The sequence below is a fragment of the Microbulbifer maximicatervae (SeqCode) genome (assembly GCF_052467385.1).
The window spans coordinates 4,977,947-4,991,780 of record NZ_CP174311.1 but is presented as its reverse complement, the minus strand read 5'-3'; the positions used below and the strand labels follow the sequence as shown (position 1 = coordinate 4,991,780).

Annotated in this window: 12 protein-coding genes; 8 read left to right on the top strand and 4 right to left on the bottom strand. The window is 51.0% G+C overall.

Annotation, left to right across the window (positions count from 1 at the left end; translation table 11 throughout):
- The first annotated feature begins 180 nt into the window (after positions 1-180).
- The 3 genes from ACJJIR_RS21390 (at position 181) to ACJJIR_RS21380 (ending at position 2,064) form a co-directional block, all read left to right on the top strand.
- Complete coding sequence (locus ACJJIR_RS21390) at positions 181-1,377, top strand: dipeptidase (RefSeq protein ID WP_444906762.1); 1,197 nt, start codon at positions 181-183, stop codon at positions 1,375-1,377.
- An 85-nt stretch (positions 1,378-1,462) separates the two neighbouring features.
- Positions 1,463-1,699, top strand: coding sequence for a hypothetical protein (locus tag ACJJIR_RS21385; RefSeq protein ID WP_444906761.1), 237 nt, complete (start codon positions 1,463-1,465; stop codon positions 1,697-1,699).
- 194 nt (positions 1,700-1,893) lie between these two features.
- Positions 1,894-2,064 carry a hypothetical protein gene (locus tag ACJJIR_RS21380; protein ID WP_444906760.1) on the top strand — a complete coding sequence of 57 codons (171 nt, stop codon included), beginning with the start codon at positions 1,894-1,896 and terminating at the stop codon, positions 2,062-2,064.
- An 86-nt stretch (positions 2,065-2,150) separates the two neighbouring features.
- On the opposite strand, the gene ACJJIR_RS21375 is transcribed toward ACJJIR_RS21380, so the two are convergent.
- The 3 genes from ACJJIR_RS21375 to znuC all read right to left on the bottom strand — a co-directional run bounded on the left by ACJJIR_RS21375 (position 2,151) and on the right by znuC (position 6,584).
- Positions 2,151-4,763 (bottom strand): TonB-dependent receptor, encoded by a 2,613-nt coding sequence (locus ACJJIR_RS21375; RefSeq protein ID WP_444906759.1) that lies wholly within the window; start codon positions 4,761-4,763, stop codon positions 2,151-2,153.
- A gap of 228 nt (positions 4,764-4,991) precedes the next feature.
- Complete coding sequence (locus ACJJIR_RS21370; RefSeq protein ID WP_413663923.1) at positions 4,992-5,792, bottom strand: iron chelate uptake ABC transporter family permease subunit; 801 nt, start codon at positions 5,790-5,792, stop codon at positions 4,992-4,994.
- A complete protein-coding gene (znuC, locus tag ACJJIR_RS21365; RefSeq protein ID WP_444908444.1) occupies positions 5,793-6,584 on the bottom strand; it encodes a zinc ABC transporter ATP-binding protein ZnuC in 792 nt (263 codons plus the stop codon).
- Positions 6,585-6,705: 121 nt separating this feature from the next.
- On the opposite strand from znuC, the gene ACJJIR_RS21360 reads away from it, so the two are divergent.
- Complete coding sequence (locus ACJJIR_RS21360) at positions 6,706-7,608, top strand: metal ABC transporter substrate-binding protein (protein ID WP_444906758.1); 903 nt, start codon at positions 6,706-6,708, stop codon at positions 7,606-7,608.
- A 55-nt stretch (positions 7,609-7,663) separates the two neighbouring features.
- On the opposite strand, the gene ACJJIR_RS21355 is transcribed toward ACJJIR_RS21360, so the two are convergent.
- Positions 7,664-7,957 carry a hypothetical protein gene (locus tag ACJJIR_RS21355; RefSeq protein ID WP_444906757.1) on the bottom strand — a complete coding sequence of 98 codons (294 nt, stop codon included), beginning with the start codon at positions 7,955-7,957 and terminating at the stop codon, positions 7,664-7,666.
- 334 nt (positions 7,958-8,291) lie between these two features.
- Here ACJJIR_RS21355 and polA point away from each other — a divergent pair, with 334 nt between their 5' ends.
- The 4 genes from polA (at position 8,292) to ACJJIR_RS21335 (ending at position 13,822) form a co-directional block, all read left to right on the top strand.
- The gene (polA, locus tag ACJJIR_RS21350) at positions 8,292-11,030 is read left to right on the top strand and encodes a DNA polymerase I (protein ID WP_444906756.1); all 2,739 of its coding nucleotides are present in this window, start codon (positions 8,292-8,294) and stop codon (positions 11,028-11,030) included.
- Positions 11,031-11,440: 410 nt separating this feature from the next.
- Positions 11,441-12,409, top strand: a complete 969-nt coding sequence (locus ACJJIR_RS21345; protein ID WP_413663927.1) for a ribose-phosphate diphosphokinase — start codon at positions 11,441-11,443, stop codon at positions 12,407-12,409.
- 728 nt (positions 12,410-13,137) lie between these two features.
- On the top strand, positions 13,138-13,596 hold the full coding sequence (locus ACJJIR_RS21340) for a hypothetical protein (protein WP_444906755.1): 459 nt from the start codon (positions 13,138-13,140) through the stop codon (positions 13,594-13,596).
- Between the two features lie 13 nt (positions 13,597-13,609).
- Positions 13,610-13,822, top strand: coding sequence for a hypothetical protein (locus ACJJIR_RS21335; RefSeq protein ID WP_444906754.1), 213 nt, complete (start codon positions 13,610-13,612; stop codon positions 13,820-13,822).
- The last annotated feature ends 12 nt before the right edge of the window (positions 13,823-13,834 follow it).

Sequence of the window (13,834 nt, the reverse complement as noted above, 5' to 3'; positions counted from 1 at the left end):
TTGGATCATTGTTTTATTGTTACCCCTAAGATTCAGCCAATCTGCAGTTATAAGAAAGACAACGATTTAATCTTTGTAGATTAACAAATCAAAGTAATGTATTTAAGAAATGTGGTTCTAGATGAACACCATCTACGGTAAATTTTCTAGATTTATTCATATAAATAGGGAGATTGTCATTTGAAAAATTATTTTTTAGTTGGGACATTATGTGCACTAACTTGCAACCCTGTATTTGCAGTTGAAGGTAAAAGTCTGGCTCAAGAGCTGGTTCAAGAGTATTTGATTGTTGATGGACATGTAGATGTTCCCTATCGTCTCGAACAAGCTGAAGAAGATGTTGGACTTAGCACGGATAAGGGAGACTTTGATTACCCTCGAGCTAAAGCAGGTGGACTAAATGCCCCCTTTATGTCTATTTATGTCCCAGCAGAAAAGGAGGATGAAGGTATTGCCAAATCGTATGCAGATACTTTGATTGATAAAGTGGAGGCAATGGTCAAACAGCACCCGGATAAGTTTGCAATACCTAAGTCAATAAATGATCTACAAAAGCAAGTCGATGCCGGCTTAATTTCCTTACCTTTGGGTATAGAGAACGGAGCTCCTATTGAGGGAGATCTAGCCAATTTAAAGTATTTCTCTGATAGAGGGGTGAGGTACATTACCTTAGCTCACTCAAAGAGCAATCATATCTCTGATTCCTCGTATGATAAAAACAGGCCCTGGGAAGGCTTGAGTGCATTCGGAAAGCGCTTGGTACGAGAGATGAATCGGACGGGAGTAATGATCGATATTTCCCACGTATCAGATGCAGCTTTTTGGCAAGTTGTTGATTTATCCGCTGTTCCTGTTATCGCTTCACACTCTTCGGCAAGGCATTTTACCCCGGGATTTGAACGAAATATGAATGATGAAATGATAAAGGCGTTGGCTGACAATGGCGGCATTATCATGGTGAATTTTGGCTCTACTTTTATTAGTGGTGAATCACTGAATTCATATCGTGAAATAACTGATCAGGTTGAGAAATTTGCTAAAGAAAAGGGTTTACCCAAAGATAGTAAGGAAGTTGAGGAGTACTCCGATAAGCTTTCAACTGAGAAGTTCATTTTTGCAGATTTGGAAGATGTTCTTGATCATTTCGACCATATTCGTGATTTAGTGGGAGTGGATCATATAGGCATTGGATCGGATTTTGACGGTGTCGGAGATAGCTTGCCCGTCGGCTTAAAAGACGTCTCTCAATATCCTAATTTGGTTGAAGGCCTGCTAAAGCGTGGGTATAGCAAGCAGGATATTAAAAAAATTCTAGGCGGAAATTTAGTTAGAGTTTGGCAAGCTAATGAAGATTACGCCAAGCGCAATAAAGGATGAGACTCACACTCCTCTAACCAGCTGAGGCTGCACTATTCTGTCAATAATGTTCAAACGGGCAAAGCCCGTTTGTTTTGTATTATTAATGCAGAAAATACTTTTGGCCGGTTATTTTCGATCTAAGAAAGTACGATTGATAGTGGGTTGGACTGGATTGTCGATTGCCGGTATTTTCTTTTTATGGGGAATTTTAGGATTTCTTTCATTTATTCCCTCAATGCTGGACGTTTTTGGCGTATTGTGGATGCGGATTCCAGCTGGTATTACAGTTTTTGGTTTGCTGATGGCGGCAATTGGATTCTGGGAATTTGATGAAGATTAGAGGATATGGTGCGTGCTCAAAGTATCAGATTTCTTTATCTTACTGGCAGTTTTAATCTCTTTGATATTATCCGCGAGTTTGTGGTTTAGCGGTTATAAGGAGCAAGGAATTTTTACCGCACTTTGGGTTCCCACTATTCTGACACTGGGCATCTATTTCAAAGTGACGGCTTTGCTAGCTCGCAGGAGATAGTTGTGCCTGAAATTTATCTGTTATTGATTGGAGTGGCGGTTTCGCTTTTTGAGTTAATAGGAATTCTACTGGGCATTCGTGAGTTTCGAAAGGCAGGGCAAGAATTGACTAAACAGCGTATTTCTTTGGAGTCGGCAGCAATAAGAGTGCGGAAGAATGGCGTAGAAAAATGATTGTCGTCCTTAACTACTCTTAGTTAGGAAATACAAAGGGGAAGCCTGATGCTTCCCCTTTGTAATTTTTATGGTTTACAAAAAACTTAGAAGCTATAAGTCATCTTGCCGTAGATAAAGCGACCACGGGGATCGTGTTGTGACTGTACATAACCATAGAGGTCTCCGTCGCCATCCCCGATAGCGAAGGGCGGTTCTTCATCGAAGACATTATCCGCACCCAGGCTCAACACCATATTCTCGAAGCCGGTATAACGGGCCTGCATATTCATGGTCAGGAAAGAGTCTACGGTGCGGGAGTTATTGCTGTCATAGTCGAGTGTCCCGTCGAAATCGATATCCGGAGTATCCTCGAACTCACCAATGTAGCTGAGCCCGGCACTAAATCCGAAGGTGTCAAAGGTCCAGTCAGCGGTAGCGTTCCAACGGTGTTGTGGATACTCGTATTCACCGGCCAGGTCGCGAGTGATAAATGCGTCGCCGCTGGAGTTCAGTTCAACACGCTCAAATTCTGCCAGGTAAGAGTAATCCAGGCGCAGGCCAAGCTCTCCGCCCACTAGCTCAAATCCGCTGTAGACAATACTTAGGTCGACGCCTGATACGTCCTGTTCACCAATATTGGTGAAGCTGCTGTCGATAGATTGCAGGGCGCCAAGGGTTTCACCATCAATCGGGGTATCGCGGCGGCACACGGTGCTGTCTTGATCCCAGCAATAGAGACTGTAGATATAGCCGAAGGGGACCTCGTCAATCTTACCTTCCTGGGTGATATTCCAATAATCCAGAGACAGTCGCAGGTCTTCTATGGGCTCGTAAACAGCGCCGATGTTGAAGGACTCTGACTCCTCTGCATCCAGATCCGGGTTGCCGGAGAAGACAATGGTGTAGTCGGTCTTTGCACAGTAGGCATCGTTAACTTCACAGCCATAGGTATCAGCGAAGAACAGGGACTCCTGCGATGGGCCTAAGCCGACCTGTGCCAGTGAAGGCGCGCGGAAGCCGGTACCCCAAGAGGTTCGGAAGGATAGCTGGTCGGTTACTGTCCACAGCAGATTTGCCATTGGATTGGTGGTGCTGCCAAAGTCACTGTAATCATCGTAACGGGCGGCCACAGTTAGATCGAACCTGGCAGGGAGGGGGATAGCAACTTCCACATAAGCTGAGGAGATATCCCGGCTGGCACTGGCGGATACGGATTCGGTACCGAAGATCAAACCGCGCTGGAACTGGTCATCAGGGATGTCGGAGGCTTTCTCCTCCCGATATTCCAAGCCTGCAGCCATGGCAATGGTGCCACTGGCGGTATCGACTAAATCTCCATTAACTGAGAAGTTATAGCTGGTCAGGTCAGACTTGCCTTGGCGGACCAGGCTGGTGGTGATGGCATCAATCACCGAGTCTGGATTTTGAACCCCGCCAAACGGATTGTAGTTACCGGCATTAATCTGCTCTTGTAACAGGTCCGTACGCACCCAGCCCTGGGAGCGGTCACCGGTCTGGGTTGTTTCACTGCGGGAGCGCTGCACAGAAGCCTCCCAGTCCCAGTCGGCGACAGAGCCGCGCAGGCCGAAGACACCACGCAAGTTATCGGTTTCGATATCCCACTGGCGGGCGCCTGCATCCACGGTGCGATAGCGGTAAATATCTACATCTTCGCCGAATGGGTTATTGGGATGATCTGCCAGTACATAGAGACCCGCGTCGCCATCGAGGGGGGTGGGTGCACCCTGGGCTACGGAGGTATTGTGCTGAACAGCGACCTCGCTAAAGAACTCCACGCCTTCGGCCAACTGGGTATGGCCAAGCATTAATAGGCCAGTGCGTTCGGCTTCGGGTGTGATCAAAGTCCAGGGGCCGTAATCATAAACACAGACTTCACCGGTATCGCGCTCTTCGGGACAGTTGGGGTCGGAAACAAAGGTACCGCCCACATTGAAGCTACCGGGATAGCCCCTGGAGGAGCGGAAGTCCATACCGCCACGGCTGGATTGGTTAGCGGTATCCAAACCACTGCGTTCGGTGCTGGATAGGCGGCTGTTTTTATGGTGGTCAAAAATAACAGTCAGGTTTGAGTCATCCCCATTGATGCCCCAGACAGCGGACATGGATTGCTCGTCATAGCCATCGGCACCACCGTAATCTACGGATACCTCAGTACCTTCAAAGTCTCTACGTAACACCAGATTGACCACACCGGCAACGGCATCGGAACCGTAAATTGCGGAGGCACCATCCTTTAGGACTTCGACCCGCTCAATCGCCGCAAGGGGCACACTGTTGATATCCACAAAGTTGGTAGTAATGCTCTCGGCAAATGCGCTGATAGCCACCCGGCGACCATTTACCAGTACTAAAGTGGCGTCGGCACCCATACCGCGCAGGCTCACAGCGGCAGCCCCATTTGCGGTAGAGTCTTGGTTGTTACCCCGGGTTGAGAAGGTGCCATTACCTGCGGCAGGGTTTTTTTCAAAAAGCTGCTGCAGATTGGTGTATCCCGACTTTTCGATGGCATCGCGATCCATTACCTGGATCGGGGTAGCTGTTTCAAATTCAGCGTTTCGACTAATACGGGAACCCACAACTGCAACTTCTTCCATCGCCTGATCCTCGGCGGCAAAGAGTGTTTGTGGGCTAGTGGCAGCGGTTGCCGCCACTATGGCTGTAGTTAATACCTTGCGACGAAGAGAGAACTTTTCCATATCGTTGTGAGTCCATTTTTTTTCATTATTGGTGACCGGCCTAATACGGCTGGTCGTCGGGCAACACTAGCAACGACGGAAAATTGACACAATTAGCTAGCGGCTAACCATCAGCTTATTGCGATAAACGGTGACGGGCATCTCACCAATGGGTAGATTTAAGCGACAATTTGCGACAAATAACGAAATAAAATAAGAAATTAGGATGAGGTTAACCTGCGGCTACCTTCAGCTGGCACGCAGTTGTGAAGTGAGAAAGAACAGTGCTGCGGCCAGAACAATGGACGGGCCCGCCGGTGTATTCCACAGGATAGAGGCAAGAAGACCGAGTACTACCGCTAAGCATCCCAGCAATGAGGCCAGCACCGCCATACGCTCCGGAGTGTGTGACAGTTTTCGCGCGGTAGCTGCGGGAATAATCAGCAGGGCGGTAATTAACAGAACCCCGACAACTTTCATTGCGATCGCAATCAGTATTGCCAGCATCAACATCAGAGCGATCCGCAATCGCTCGATAGGGACACCTTCCACTGAAGCTAATTCCTCGTGCAGGGTGAAAGCCAGTAACTGTTCCCACAGGAAATAAAGCAGTCCCAGGATCGTGGCGGCGGCAATGGCCATTAGTACCAGATCCTGGCCACTGACCGCGAGTAAATCTCCCAGCAACAGAGATAAGAGATCCACCTTAATCTTGAAGAAACTGACGGTGACAATACCCAGTGCCAGCATGGAGTGGGACAATATGCCCAGCAGGGTATCTACAGCGAGCTTTTGGCGTTGCTGTAAATACATCAGCAGCAGTGCCAGTACACAGCAAGTAATACCGACGGCCACCGTTGGCATAATTTGAAGTACAAAACCCAGCGTCACTCCGAGAAGGGCAGAGTGAGCCAGGGTGTCGCCGAAATAGGCCATGCGTCGCCACACGGCGAAGCAGCCCAAAGGGCCGCTGACAACAGCGACCATAAGGCCGGCGGCGAGGGCGTACCAGAGAAATTGGCTGTGCAGTAATTCGCCGAAATCGACCACTTATTTTTGCTCTTTGTTTTTTGTATTTGTATGAGAGTGTTGATGATTGCAGCTGCTTGCGGGCGCAATATCCCCACTTAATTTATGTTGGTGGTTATGTTGGTGGGTATAGGGGGCGACCTTGTCCCCAAATAATTCCAGATAGGCAGGGTGGCGGCTTACTTGCTCCGGGTGTCCGTGACAGCAGATATGCTGGTTCAAACAAAGGACCCGGTCGGTTGCAGCCATAACTAAATGAAGGTCGTGGGAAACCAGTAACACACCGCAGCCGAGCTCGTCGCGCAGAGTGGCAATTAACTGGTACAACTCACTTTGACCACCGATATCGACTCCCTGCGTGGGTTCATCCAGGACAAGCAGCTGAGGTTTGCGCGATGCGGCACGAGCGAGTAAGACCCGCTGCATTTCTCCACCGGATAGATTTGCCAGAGAGGCGCCTCTAAGCTGCCCTGCGCCCACCCTGTCCAATGCCGACTGCGCTTGCTCGGGCTTCATGGTCGATTGGCCAAGTTGCAAGAAGCGTTCAACTGACATGGGCATTGAGCTATCGATATGAAGCCGCTGGGGCATATAGCCAATACGCAACCCAGCTTGTCGCCACACGCGGCCCTGGGTCGGCTGGCTGAGCCCCAACAGAAGGCGAAGGAGAGTGGTTTTGCCGGCTCCATTAGGGCCTATTAAGGTGACAATCTCCCCCTGGGACAATTCGACTGTAATATCTTTAAGTAACTGTCTGCCGCCCACCTGAAGGGCGATATTGTCAGCTGTGATAAGCGGCTGGGGTGGATTCAGAATTCAATCTCCGCAGGGAAGTCTTTAAGATGTTTGCTTCCATACCTTCTTTACCGGATATGGACAACCAGGCTGGCAGCTTGGCGCTGGTTGTGATTATATCGCAATTTTTCGCCGCCTAATGTCTCTGATGTATCCCTTCAAACGTCTTTTTACAATCTCCACGGTGCTTCTGTTCGGGCTCTTTCTCCCGGCTTGTAGCAAACCGGAATCCGATAGTGGTGGAGAGCTGGTCGTCAGCGTGCGCCCTTTAGCCCTGATCGCCCGGGAAATAACCGGTGAGGATATTCCTGTTCGGGTGCTGGTTGAGGGAGCAGATCCTCACCATTATGCCCCTTCGGTTTCCGATCGGGCTGCACTTGAGCGCGCCCTACTATTGGTGTGGCTGGGGCCGCAAATGGAGGGGGTGTTGGCAAAACAGGCAGCGCTGTTACCAGCGGGCCGGCAAATGCAGCTGCTGGATATAGAGACCCTTGAATATGAGGGAGCCAGTGCTACCGACCCCCACCTCTGGTTGCGTCCCCGCAATGCGGCAATAGCTGCGGCGCAGATCGCTGAGCGCCTGGCGCAATTACAGCCACAGCAGGCGGAGCTGTTTATGGGGCGTGCACGGCAGTTTTCCAGTTCGATGGCCAACTTGCAGAAAGTACTCGATCGGGCCTTGTATGGATATCGCGAAGTTCCCATCGTTGTTACGCACGATGCCTATGGTCACTTTTTTGGTTCCGCAGGAGTGAAAACCCATGCCCTGGGCGATGGCAGTGGTGGGGGCTATGGTGCCAAGGCAATGCTGGATTTGTCACAGATTGGCGACGGCTGTCTATTTGGAGATATGCCGGCTAATGAACGAGATCAACAGTTGGCAGAAAACTTGGGGCTGCGTTACGCCGCTTTGGATCTGCTGGGAGATCAGTTGAATGAAAATGCTGATTACAGGGAATTGATAGAGTCCCTCTTGTCTCAAGCCCGCACTTGCTTGAGTCAGGTTCCCGACCGCAACAAGGATAAATCAGAGGCTCCTTGAGGGCACCAAGTATCCCGCCTACCCAGGGAGGGGGCGGGATCTGGTAGGGTGGTTTCTAGGAACGATTGGTTATTTGCTGTAGTTTCTCTACTCGGGCAGCATCTCTTTCCGCTTTTTTTTGCAGTTTCTCCAGCTGCTGTTTTTGTCTCTCCAGCAAATCATTCTCTCTTTCACGGATAGCTTGCCTGAGTATTAATTCATGGCCTTCTACCTCAGACTGCTGTGAGTGTGTTTCATCAGTCGCCTCGGCTTCAGCGGTATGCTCTCCACTGCAATCCGAGCCGGCACTTGCCGAAATGGCAAAGATACTTGCGGCAAACAACAGGGTGGCACGCATCACTCCTCTCATCTTTCGAATCCTTCCTTCAACATCGGGTGGCACAGTTTTTTGGAAATAAAAGATCCCTGACTGCCTGGGGGCAGCCTGTGACAATTTGATTTCCGGGGAGTAGCGAACGCATAAGGTCGCTACCGGCAAGACTAGCCAAGCCTGGAGATTTGGTGAGATCGATGCGCCGATAGTTTTAATCGGCGGGGTAAGTCGAGTGGGCTTTTGTGCAGAGGTTGCCTACGGTGTCTGGCGGGAAAGAATCAGTAAGCGGAAAAACAGAGCGAAGGGCGTTATCCTATCGGCCTGCCGCGCGTCATGAACGCCAAACTAAGCAAGCAAGAATTCATCGTCTATGAGTAAACAAAACACCTCAGCCGCCCCGTTGATTTTGGTGGATGGTTCCTCCTACCTTTATCGCGCTTTTCATGCGCTGCCGCCATTGACCACCAGCCAGGGTAAGCCTACTGGTGCGGTGCGCGGTGTGATTAGTATGCTGCGCCGCCATCTCAAGGAGCATCCAGGCAGTCCCGTAGTGGTTGTTTTTGATGCCAAGGGCAAGACTTTTCGCGATGAGATGTTTGCCGAATACAAATCCCACCGCCCTCCTATGCCAGATGACTTGCGTGAGCAGATTCAGCCCATTCACGACATCATCGACGCTATGGGATTGCCGCGCTTGGTGGTCGATGGTGTTGAAGCTGATGATGTGATCGGCACCCTGGCGCTGGAGGCCCAGAGTCAGGGGCAGCAAGTCATAATCTCCACCGGCGACAAAGACATGGCGCAGCTGGTGCGTCCGGGCGTTACCTTGGTTAACACCATGTCCAATACCGAAATGGACAGCGAGGGCGTGACTAAGAAATTTGGTGTAGGTCCAGAACTGATTATCGATTTTCTCGCCCTGATGGGAGATAAATCAGACAATATCCCCGGAGTTCCTGGTGTGGGCGAGAAAACCGCTCTGGCACTGTTACAGAATCTGGGAGGCTTGGAGACCATTTATTCCGACCTGGATGCCATTGCACCGCTGGGGTTCCGTGGCTCAAAAACCCTCGGCAAAAAGATGGCGGAGCACCGCGAGGCGGCAGAACTCTCCTATAAGCTCGCCACTATCAAAACCGATGTGGAGATGCCTTATCACCCCCAGGAACTGCACAATTCAGAGCCCAATACAGAGGCACTGGTTGAGCTATTCACGCAGAATGAATTTCGCGGCTGGTTAGAAGAGCTAACCAGTGAAGAGGCTGAAGAAGCCATGGCGGAAGCCGTTGAGCGCGATTACGTCATCGTCACAGAAATGTCGGAGTTCGATGCCTGGCTGGAACAACTGAAGGGTTCAGACATCTTTGCCTTCGACACGGAAACCACCAGCCTCAATTATATGCAGGCAAAATTAGTGGGGGTGTCCTTCGCGGTGGAGCCCTATCGTGCAGCCTATGTTCCCCTGGCCCACGACTATATGGGTGCACCAGAGCAACTGCCGTTTGACGAAGTACTGGCCAAACTCAAACCCCTGCTGGAAGATCCACAGCAGAAGAAGGTGGGGCAGAACCTGAAGTACGACAGTCATATCCTGGCCAACTACGATATTGAATTGCGCGGCATCGCACGGGATACCATGTTGGAGTCCTATGTTCTGGACAGCACTGGCAGCCGTCACGATATGGACAGTCTCGCACTCAAGTACCTGGGGGAGAACACGGTTCACTTCGAGGATATTGCCGGTAAAGGCGCCAAACAGCTGACGTTTAACCAGATCGAGCTGGACAAAGCGGGCCCCTATGCGGCTGAAGATGCAGATATCACCCTGCGTCTCCACAATGAGTTGAGTGCGCGTCTGGAGCGAGAGCCAACTCTGGTAAAGGTACTCGATGAAATTGAGATGCCCCTGCTACCAGTTCTGGCACGTATGGAGCGTAACGGTGCTTATATCGATGCCAAGATGTTGGCGGAGCAGAGTGCTGAACTTGAGCAGCGAATGCGAGAGCTGGAACAGCAGGCTTACGAAGTAGCCGGCGAAGAGTTCAATCTGGGCTCCACCAAGCAGCTGGGGGCGATCCTGTTTGAAAAGCTGCAGATTCCAGTGATCAAGAAGACCCCCAAAGGTGCGCCCTCTACCGCCGAAGCTGTATTGCAGGAATTGGCCCACAACCACGAGCTGCCCGCACTGATAATGCAGTATCGCGGCCTGGCCAAACTGAAGAATACCTACACCGATAAACTGCCAAAGATGATCGACCCGGGTAGCGGTCGTGTACATACCTCTTATCACCAGGCAGTAGCGGCTACCGGGCGCCTGTCCTCCAGTGACCCTAACTTGCAGAACATTCCCATTCGTACAGAGGAGGGGCGCCGTATTCGTCGGGCCTTCACCGTTGACCCAAGAATCAATGGTGGCAGTGAGATCATCGCTGCGGACTACTCCCAAATTGAGCTGCGTATTATGGCTCACCTGTCTGGGGACAAAGGGTTGGTGGATGCATTTGCTCAAGGCGCAGATATTCACCGCGCGACGGCGGCAGAAGTCTTTGAAGTAGCTCAGGATAAGGTGACTGATGAGCAGCGCCGGCGGGCCAAAGCGATCAACTTTGGTTTGATTTACGGCATGTCGGCTTTTGGCCTGGCCAAGCAGTTGGATATCCCCCGGGCTGACGCCCAAACTTATATCGACCGTTACTTTGAGCGCTACCCGGGTGTATTGCGCTATATGGAGGATACCCGTGCACAGGCCGCAGAAAAGGGCTATGTGGAAACCCTGTTTGGACGCCGTCTCTATCTGCCGGAAATTAACTCACGCAATGGCATGCAGCGCCAAGCAGCAGAGCGGACCGCAATTAATGCGCCAATGCAGGGTACTGCCGCCGATATTATCAAGCGGGCCATGATCGCTGTAGACAGCTGGCTCAGGGAGAAGAAGCTGGCGACCCGGATGATTATGCAAGTACACGATGAATTGGTTCTTGAAGTACCCAAGGATGAGGTCGAAATTGTGGCCGATGGCATTATTGAATTGATGCAAGGCGCGGCAGAACTCCACGTTCCCCTGATTGTGGATCTGGGACAAGGCCGAGATTGGGATCAGGCGCACTAATTTGACTGAAGAAACCATCTAAGAATTGAGGGTAGGGCGCGCTGCTCGGAATGATTTGGCGCGCTCTTGTTGGTACGGATGAATAAAATGCCAATTTTTGTGTTTTGTTAGGCGTTTTTACAATCTTTTTGAAATTCCGTGGAACTGTTCCGGCGACAGCCCCTCTAAAAAGGCAAGATCGTTGGAATGCGTCATCATCCCCCAAGGAAGTCAGATGTTTGCCCCGGTACTCCCCCAAGTCCGGGGCATTTTTTTGCCTGTCTTTCAGCCCTGACCCTCCCTATCTACCCAAGCCGCAACAACTGCAACACCCGCAGTACTCCAGATCCTAAATTCCACTGTCCATACTTCTATTAAAACGTGGGCAAGGCGCTTAGCGAGTGTGAGGCGCCAGGCAGGGTACTGAGCTTATGAGCCGCATTAAGTTATTCAGTCTCGATGTGGGAGCAGACTTCGCAGGACGTGTCGCCGCGAGTCTCGGTGAACCGGTATCTCGCCATGAAGAGCGTCAATTCGATGATGGCGAACACAAAGTTCGGCCACTGGATGATGTGGAAGGGGCGGATGTTTTTCTGGTCCAATCCCTTTACACCGATACCAGCAGCTGTGTTGACCAGAAACTTATGCGCTGCCTGTTTTTCATTGGGGCGCTTCGTGATGCCGGTGCCGCGAGAGTGACTGCGGTCATCCCCTACCTTTGCTATGCACGAAAAGAGCGGCGAACCAAATTGCGCGACCCCCTGCCGAGTCGCTATCTGGCCAGTTTTCTGGAAGCCGCCGGAGTGGATGTAGTCGTGACTATGGATGTTCACTCCCTGGCGGCCTTTGAGAACGCATTCCGCTGTCGCACCGTTCACCTGGTTTCCAACCCCCTGTTGATTGAAGTAGCGCGAATGCGCCTGTCCGGAGACCCCGGTCCCCTGGTTGTTTTGTCTCCAGATGAAGGAGGGATAAAGCGTGCGGAAAAATTCCGTTTGGCCCTTGGGGATCAGTTGGGGGTGCCGGTAGCTAGCGCATTTGTAGAGAAGTATCGCAGTGGTGCTCTGTTGAGTGGGGGAACTTTGATTGGGGAAGTTAAGGATGCCACGGTCATTATCGTCGATGACTTACTTGCTACTGGCCACACAGTTACACGGGCAGTGGACGCGGTGATAAAAGCGGGAGCGAGGCGGATTTTGGTGTTTTGTGTCCACGGACAATTTAGTCGCGATGCCCATACAGCAATGGCGCGCTTGCCGGTGGAATCAATTGTGGTGACTAATTCTCTTCCTCAGTCGCAGCTGCGAGGAAACTGTGAGTGGATAGATTGTGCGCCGTTGATTGCAGATTGTATTCGCCGCCTGCACAGCAATGGGCCAGTGGCTGAGTTAACAATTTGATAAAAATCGACCGCCTTTACTTAGAAGAACGTATGAGGCGCCAAAACACGTATTTTGTTTACACTTATTTACCAAAGGAGCGGGAACCATCGGGCTTGAGAGCCTATCCAATTAATCAGTTCATTGTTGCTCCCTAACCCCAAAGCGTTTAGCTTTTTCTACCCCGGATGGTCCCCAACTCCGGGGTTTTTTTATGTCTTTCGTGAATTTATGTAATTTCATCCATCGGGGCACCTGTCCTTTCCTTTTTGAATTAAGCGCTTAAATCGTTTGGTGAGCTGCTCAGCTAGTTTAAGTTTTCGTATGCGGCGAGCAGGCCCTTAGATTGGATCTCCCCAAGACTCCCGCAGAGGTTTTTCACAGTTACCCCTGGGTCCCACGGTTACATTGCCTGTTATCCACTTCCGGCATAATTGGGGCATGGCATAGGTCTAACCTAAAGGTTCACACATGCGCTTGGGAAGCATGAAAGTTCAGCCTACCATCGAAGCAGGTAAAGAAATTTTGGGATGAAAAGAACCCTCAGGCGTACCCGTCCCCCTGGGTGCGTCTGACAAGTGCCCCACCCCAAGGGCACTGTCCCCTAGCCGGCAGCCCCCATCTGCCGGCTTTTTTTATTTCATTAAATGACTCCATCACAGCAGAAAGCAAAAGTTGCTTGTGAATGCGCTTGCAAATGATAATGGTTCGCATTATCTTTAAGTTAAATCAAATATGGGGGGTTATCGGTGAATTTACGTTACTTGTGTGCCAACCATCGCCAATGGTTGACCGCTGACACGGATCGAGCAGAAAAGGCGTGGCTCGATTGGATTGAGCGCGGCAAGCTTTTGCTTGAAGAGTGCAATTACGCCGAAGCAATACCTTATTTGGGATGCGCCTTCGATCTGGCCAGCTTTCTTCTGGAAAAGCAGTGGCCAACTTATTCCATTTCGGCAACGCGTTTTAGTGAAAGCGCTATCTGGTTAATGGCTGCCTACCGGGAGCTGGGTGATGAAAAACTTCGAAACTACATACTTGCCGGCGCCAGCTCAGTACTCGCCCGCGAGTTGGGCGATAGCCATAAGCAAAGGGTTGCGGCGGATTGCATCAGCTCACTCTACCCCGGAGAGACACAGCAGCAGGTACGCGAGTTCTCCACAGCCAGAATATCCGCCTGTATCAATGGCGGAAACAGAGTGCACTGAGGGGAGTGAAAAGATGAATACCGATGGCAATTCCCGTCTGCTGACGATTGCCATACACGAAGAAACTCTTGCCGCTCTTCTCGCGCAGAGGTACTTACATGCAGAGGAATTGCATTGTTTAACTCCGGGGGCACGCCGACGGCTGCACCGGGTACTGCTTCGCTCCCTGATCCCCGAACAGAAGCGCATAGCAGCGGCAACTGGTGTGCCCGGAGTTCACTTTTAGGAATTTTCTCCG

Bases quoted from the DNA above. Each gene is read 5' to 3' on its own strand.
- ACJJIR_RS21385 (WP_444906761.1), top strand. From the start codon at position 1,463: ATGCAGAAAATACTTTTGGCCGGTTATTTTCGATCTAAGAAAGTACGA.
- ACJJIR_RS21375 (WP_444906759.1), bottom strand. From the start codon at position 4,763: ATGGAAAAGTTCTCTCTTCGTCGCAAGGTATTAACTACAGCCATAGTG.
- ACJJIR_RS21360 (WP_444906758.1), top strand. From the start codon at position 6,706: ATGTCTCTGATGTATCCCTTCAAACGTCTTTTTACAATCTCCACGGTG.
- ACJJIR_RS21355 (WP_444906757.1), bottom strand. From the start codon at position 7,957: ATGAGAGGAGTGATGCGTGCCACCCTGTTGTTTGCCGCAAGTATCTTT.
- polA (WP_444906756.1), top strand. From the start codon at position 8,292: ATGAGTAAACAAAACACCTCAGCCGCCCCGTTGATTTTGGTGGATGGT.
- ACJJIR_RS21345 (WP_413663927.1), top strand. From the start codon at position 11,441: ATGAGCCGCATTAAGTTATTCAGTCTCGATGTGGGAGCAGACTTCGCA.
- ACJJIR_RS21335 (WP_444906754.1), top strand. From the start codon at position 13,610: ATGAATACCGATGGCAATTCCCGTCTGCTGACGATTGCCATACACGAA.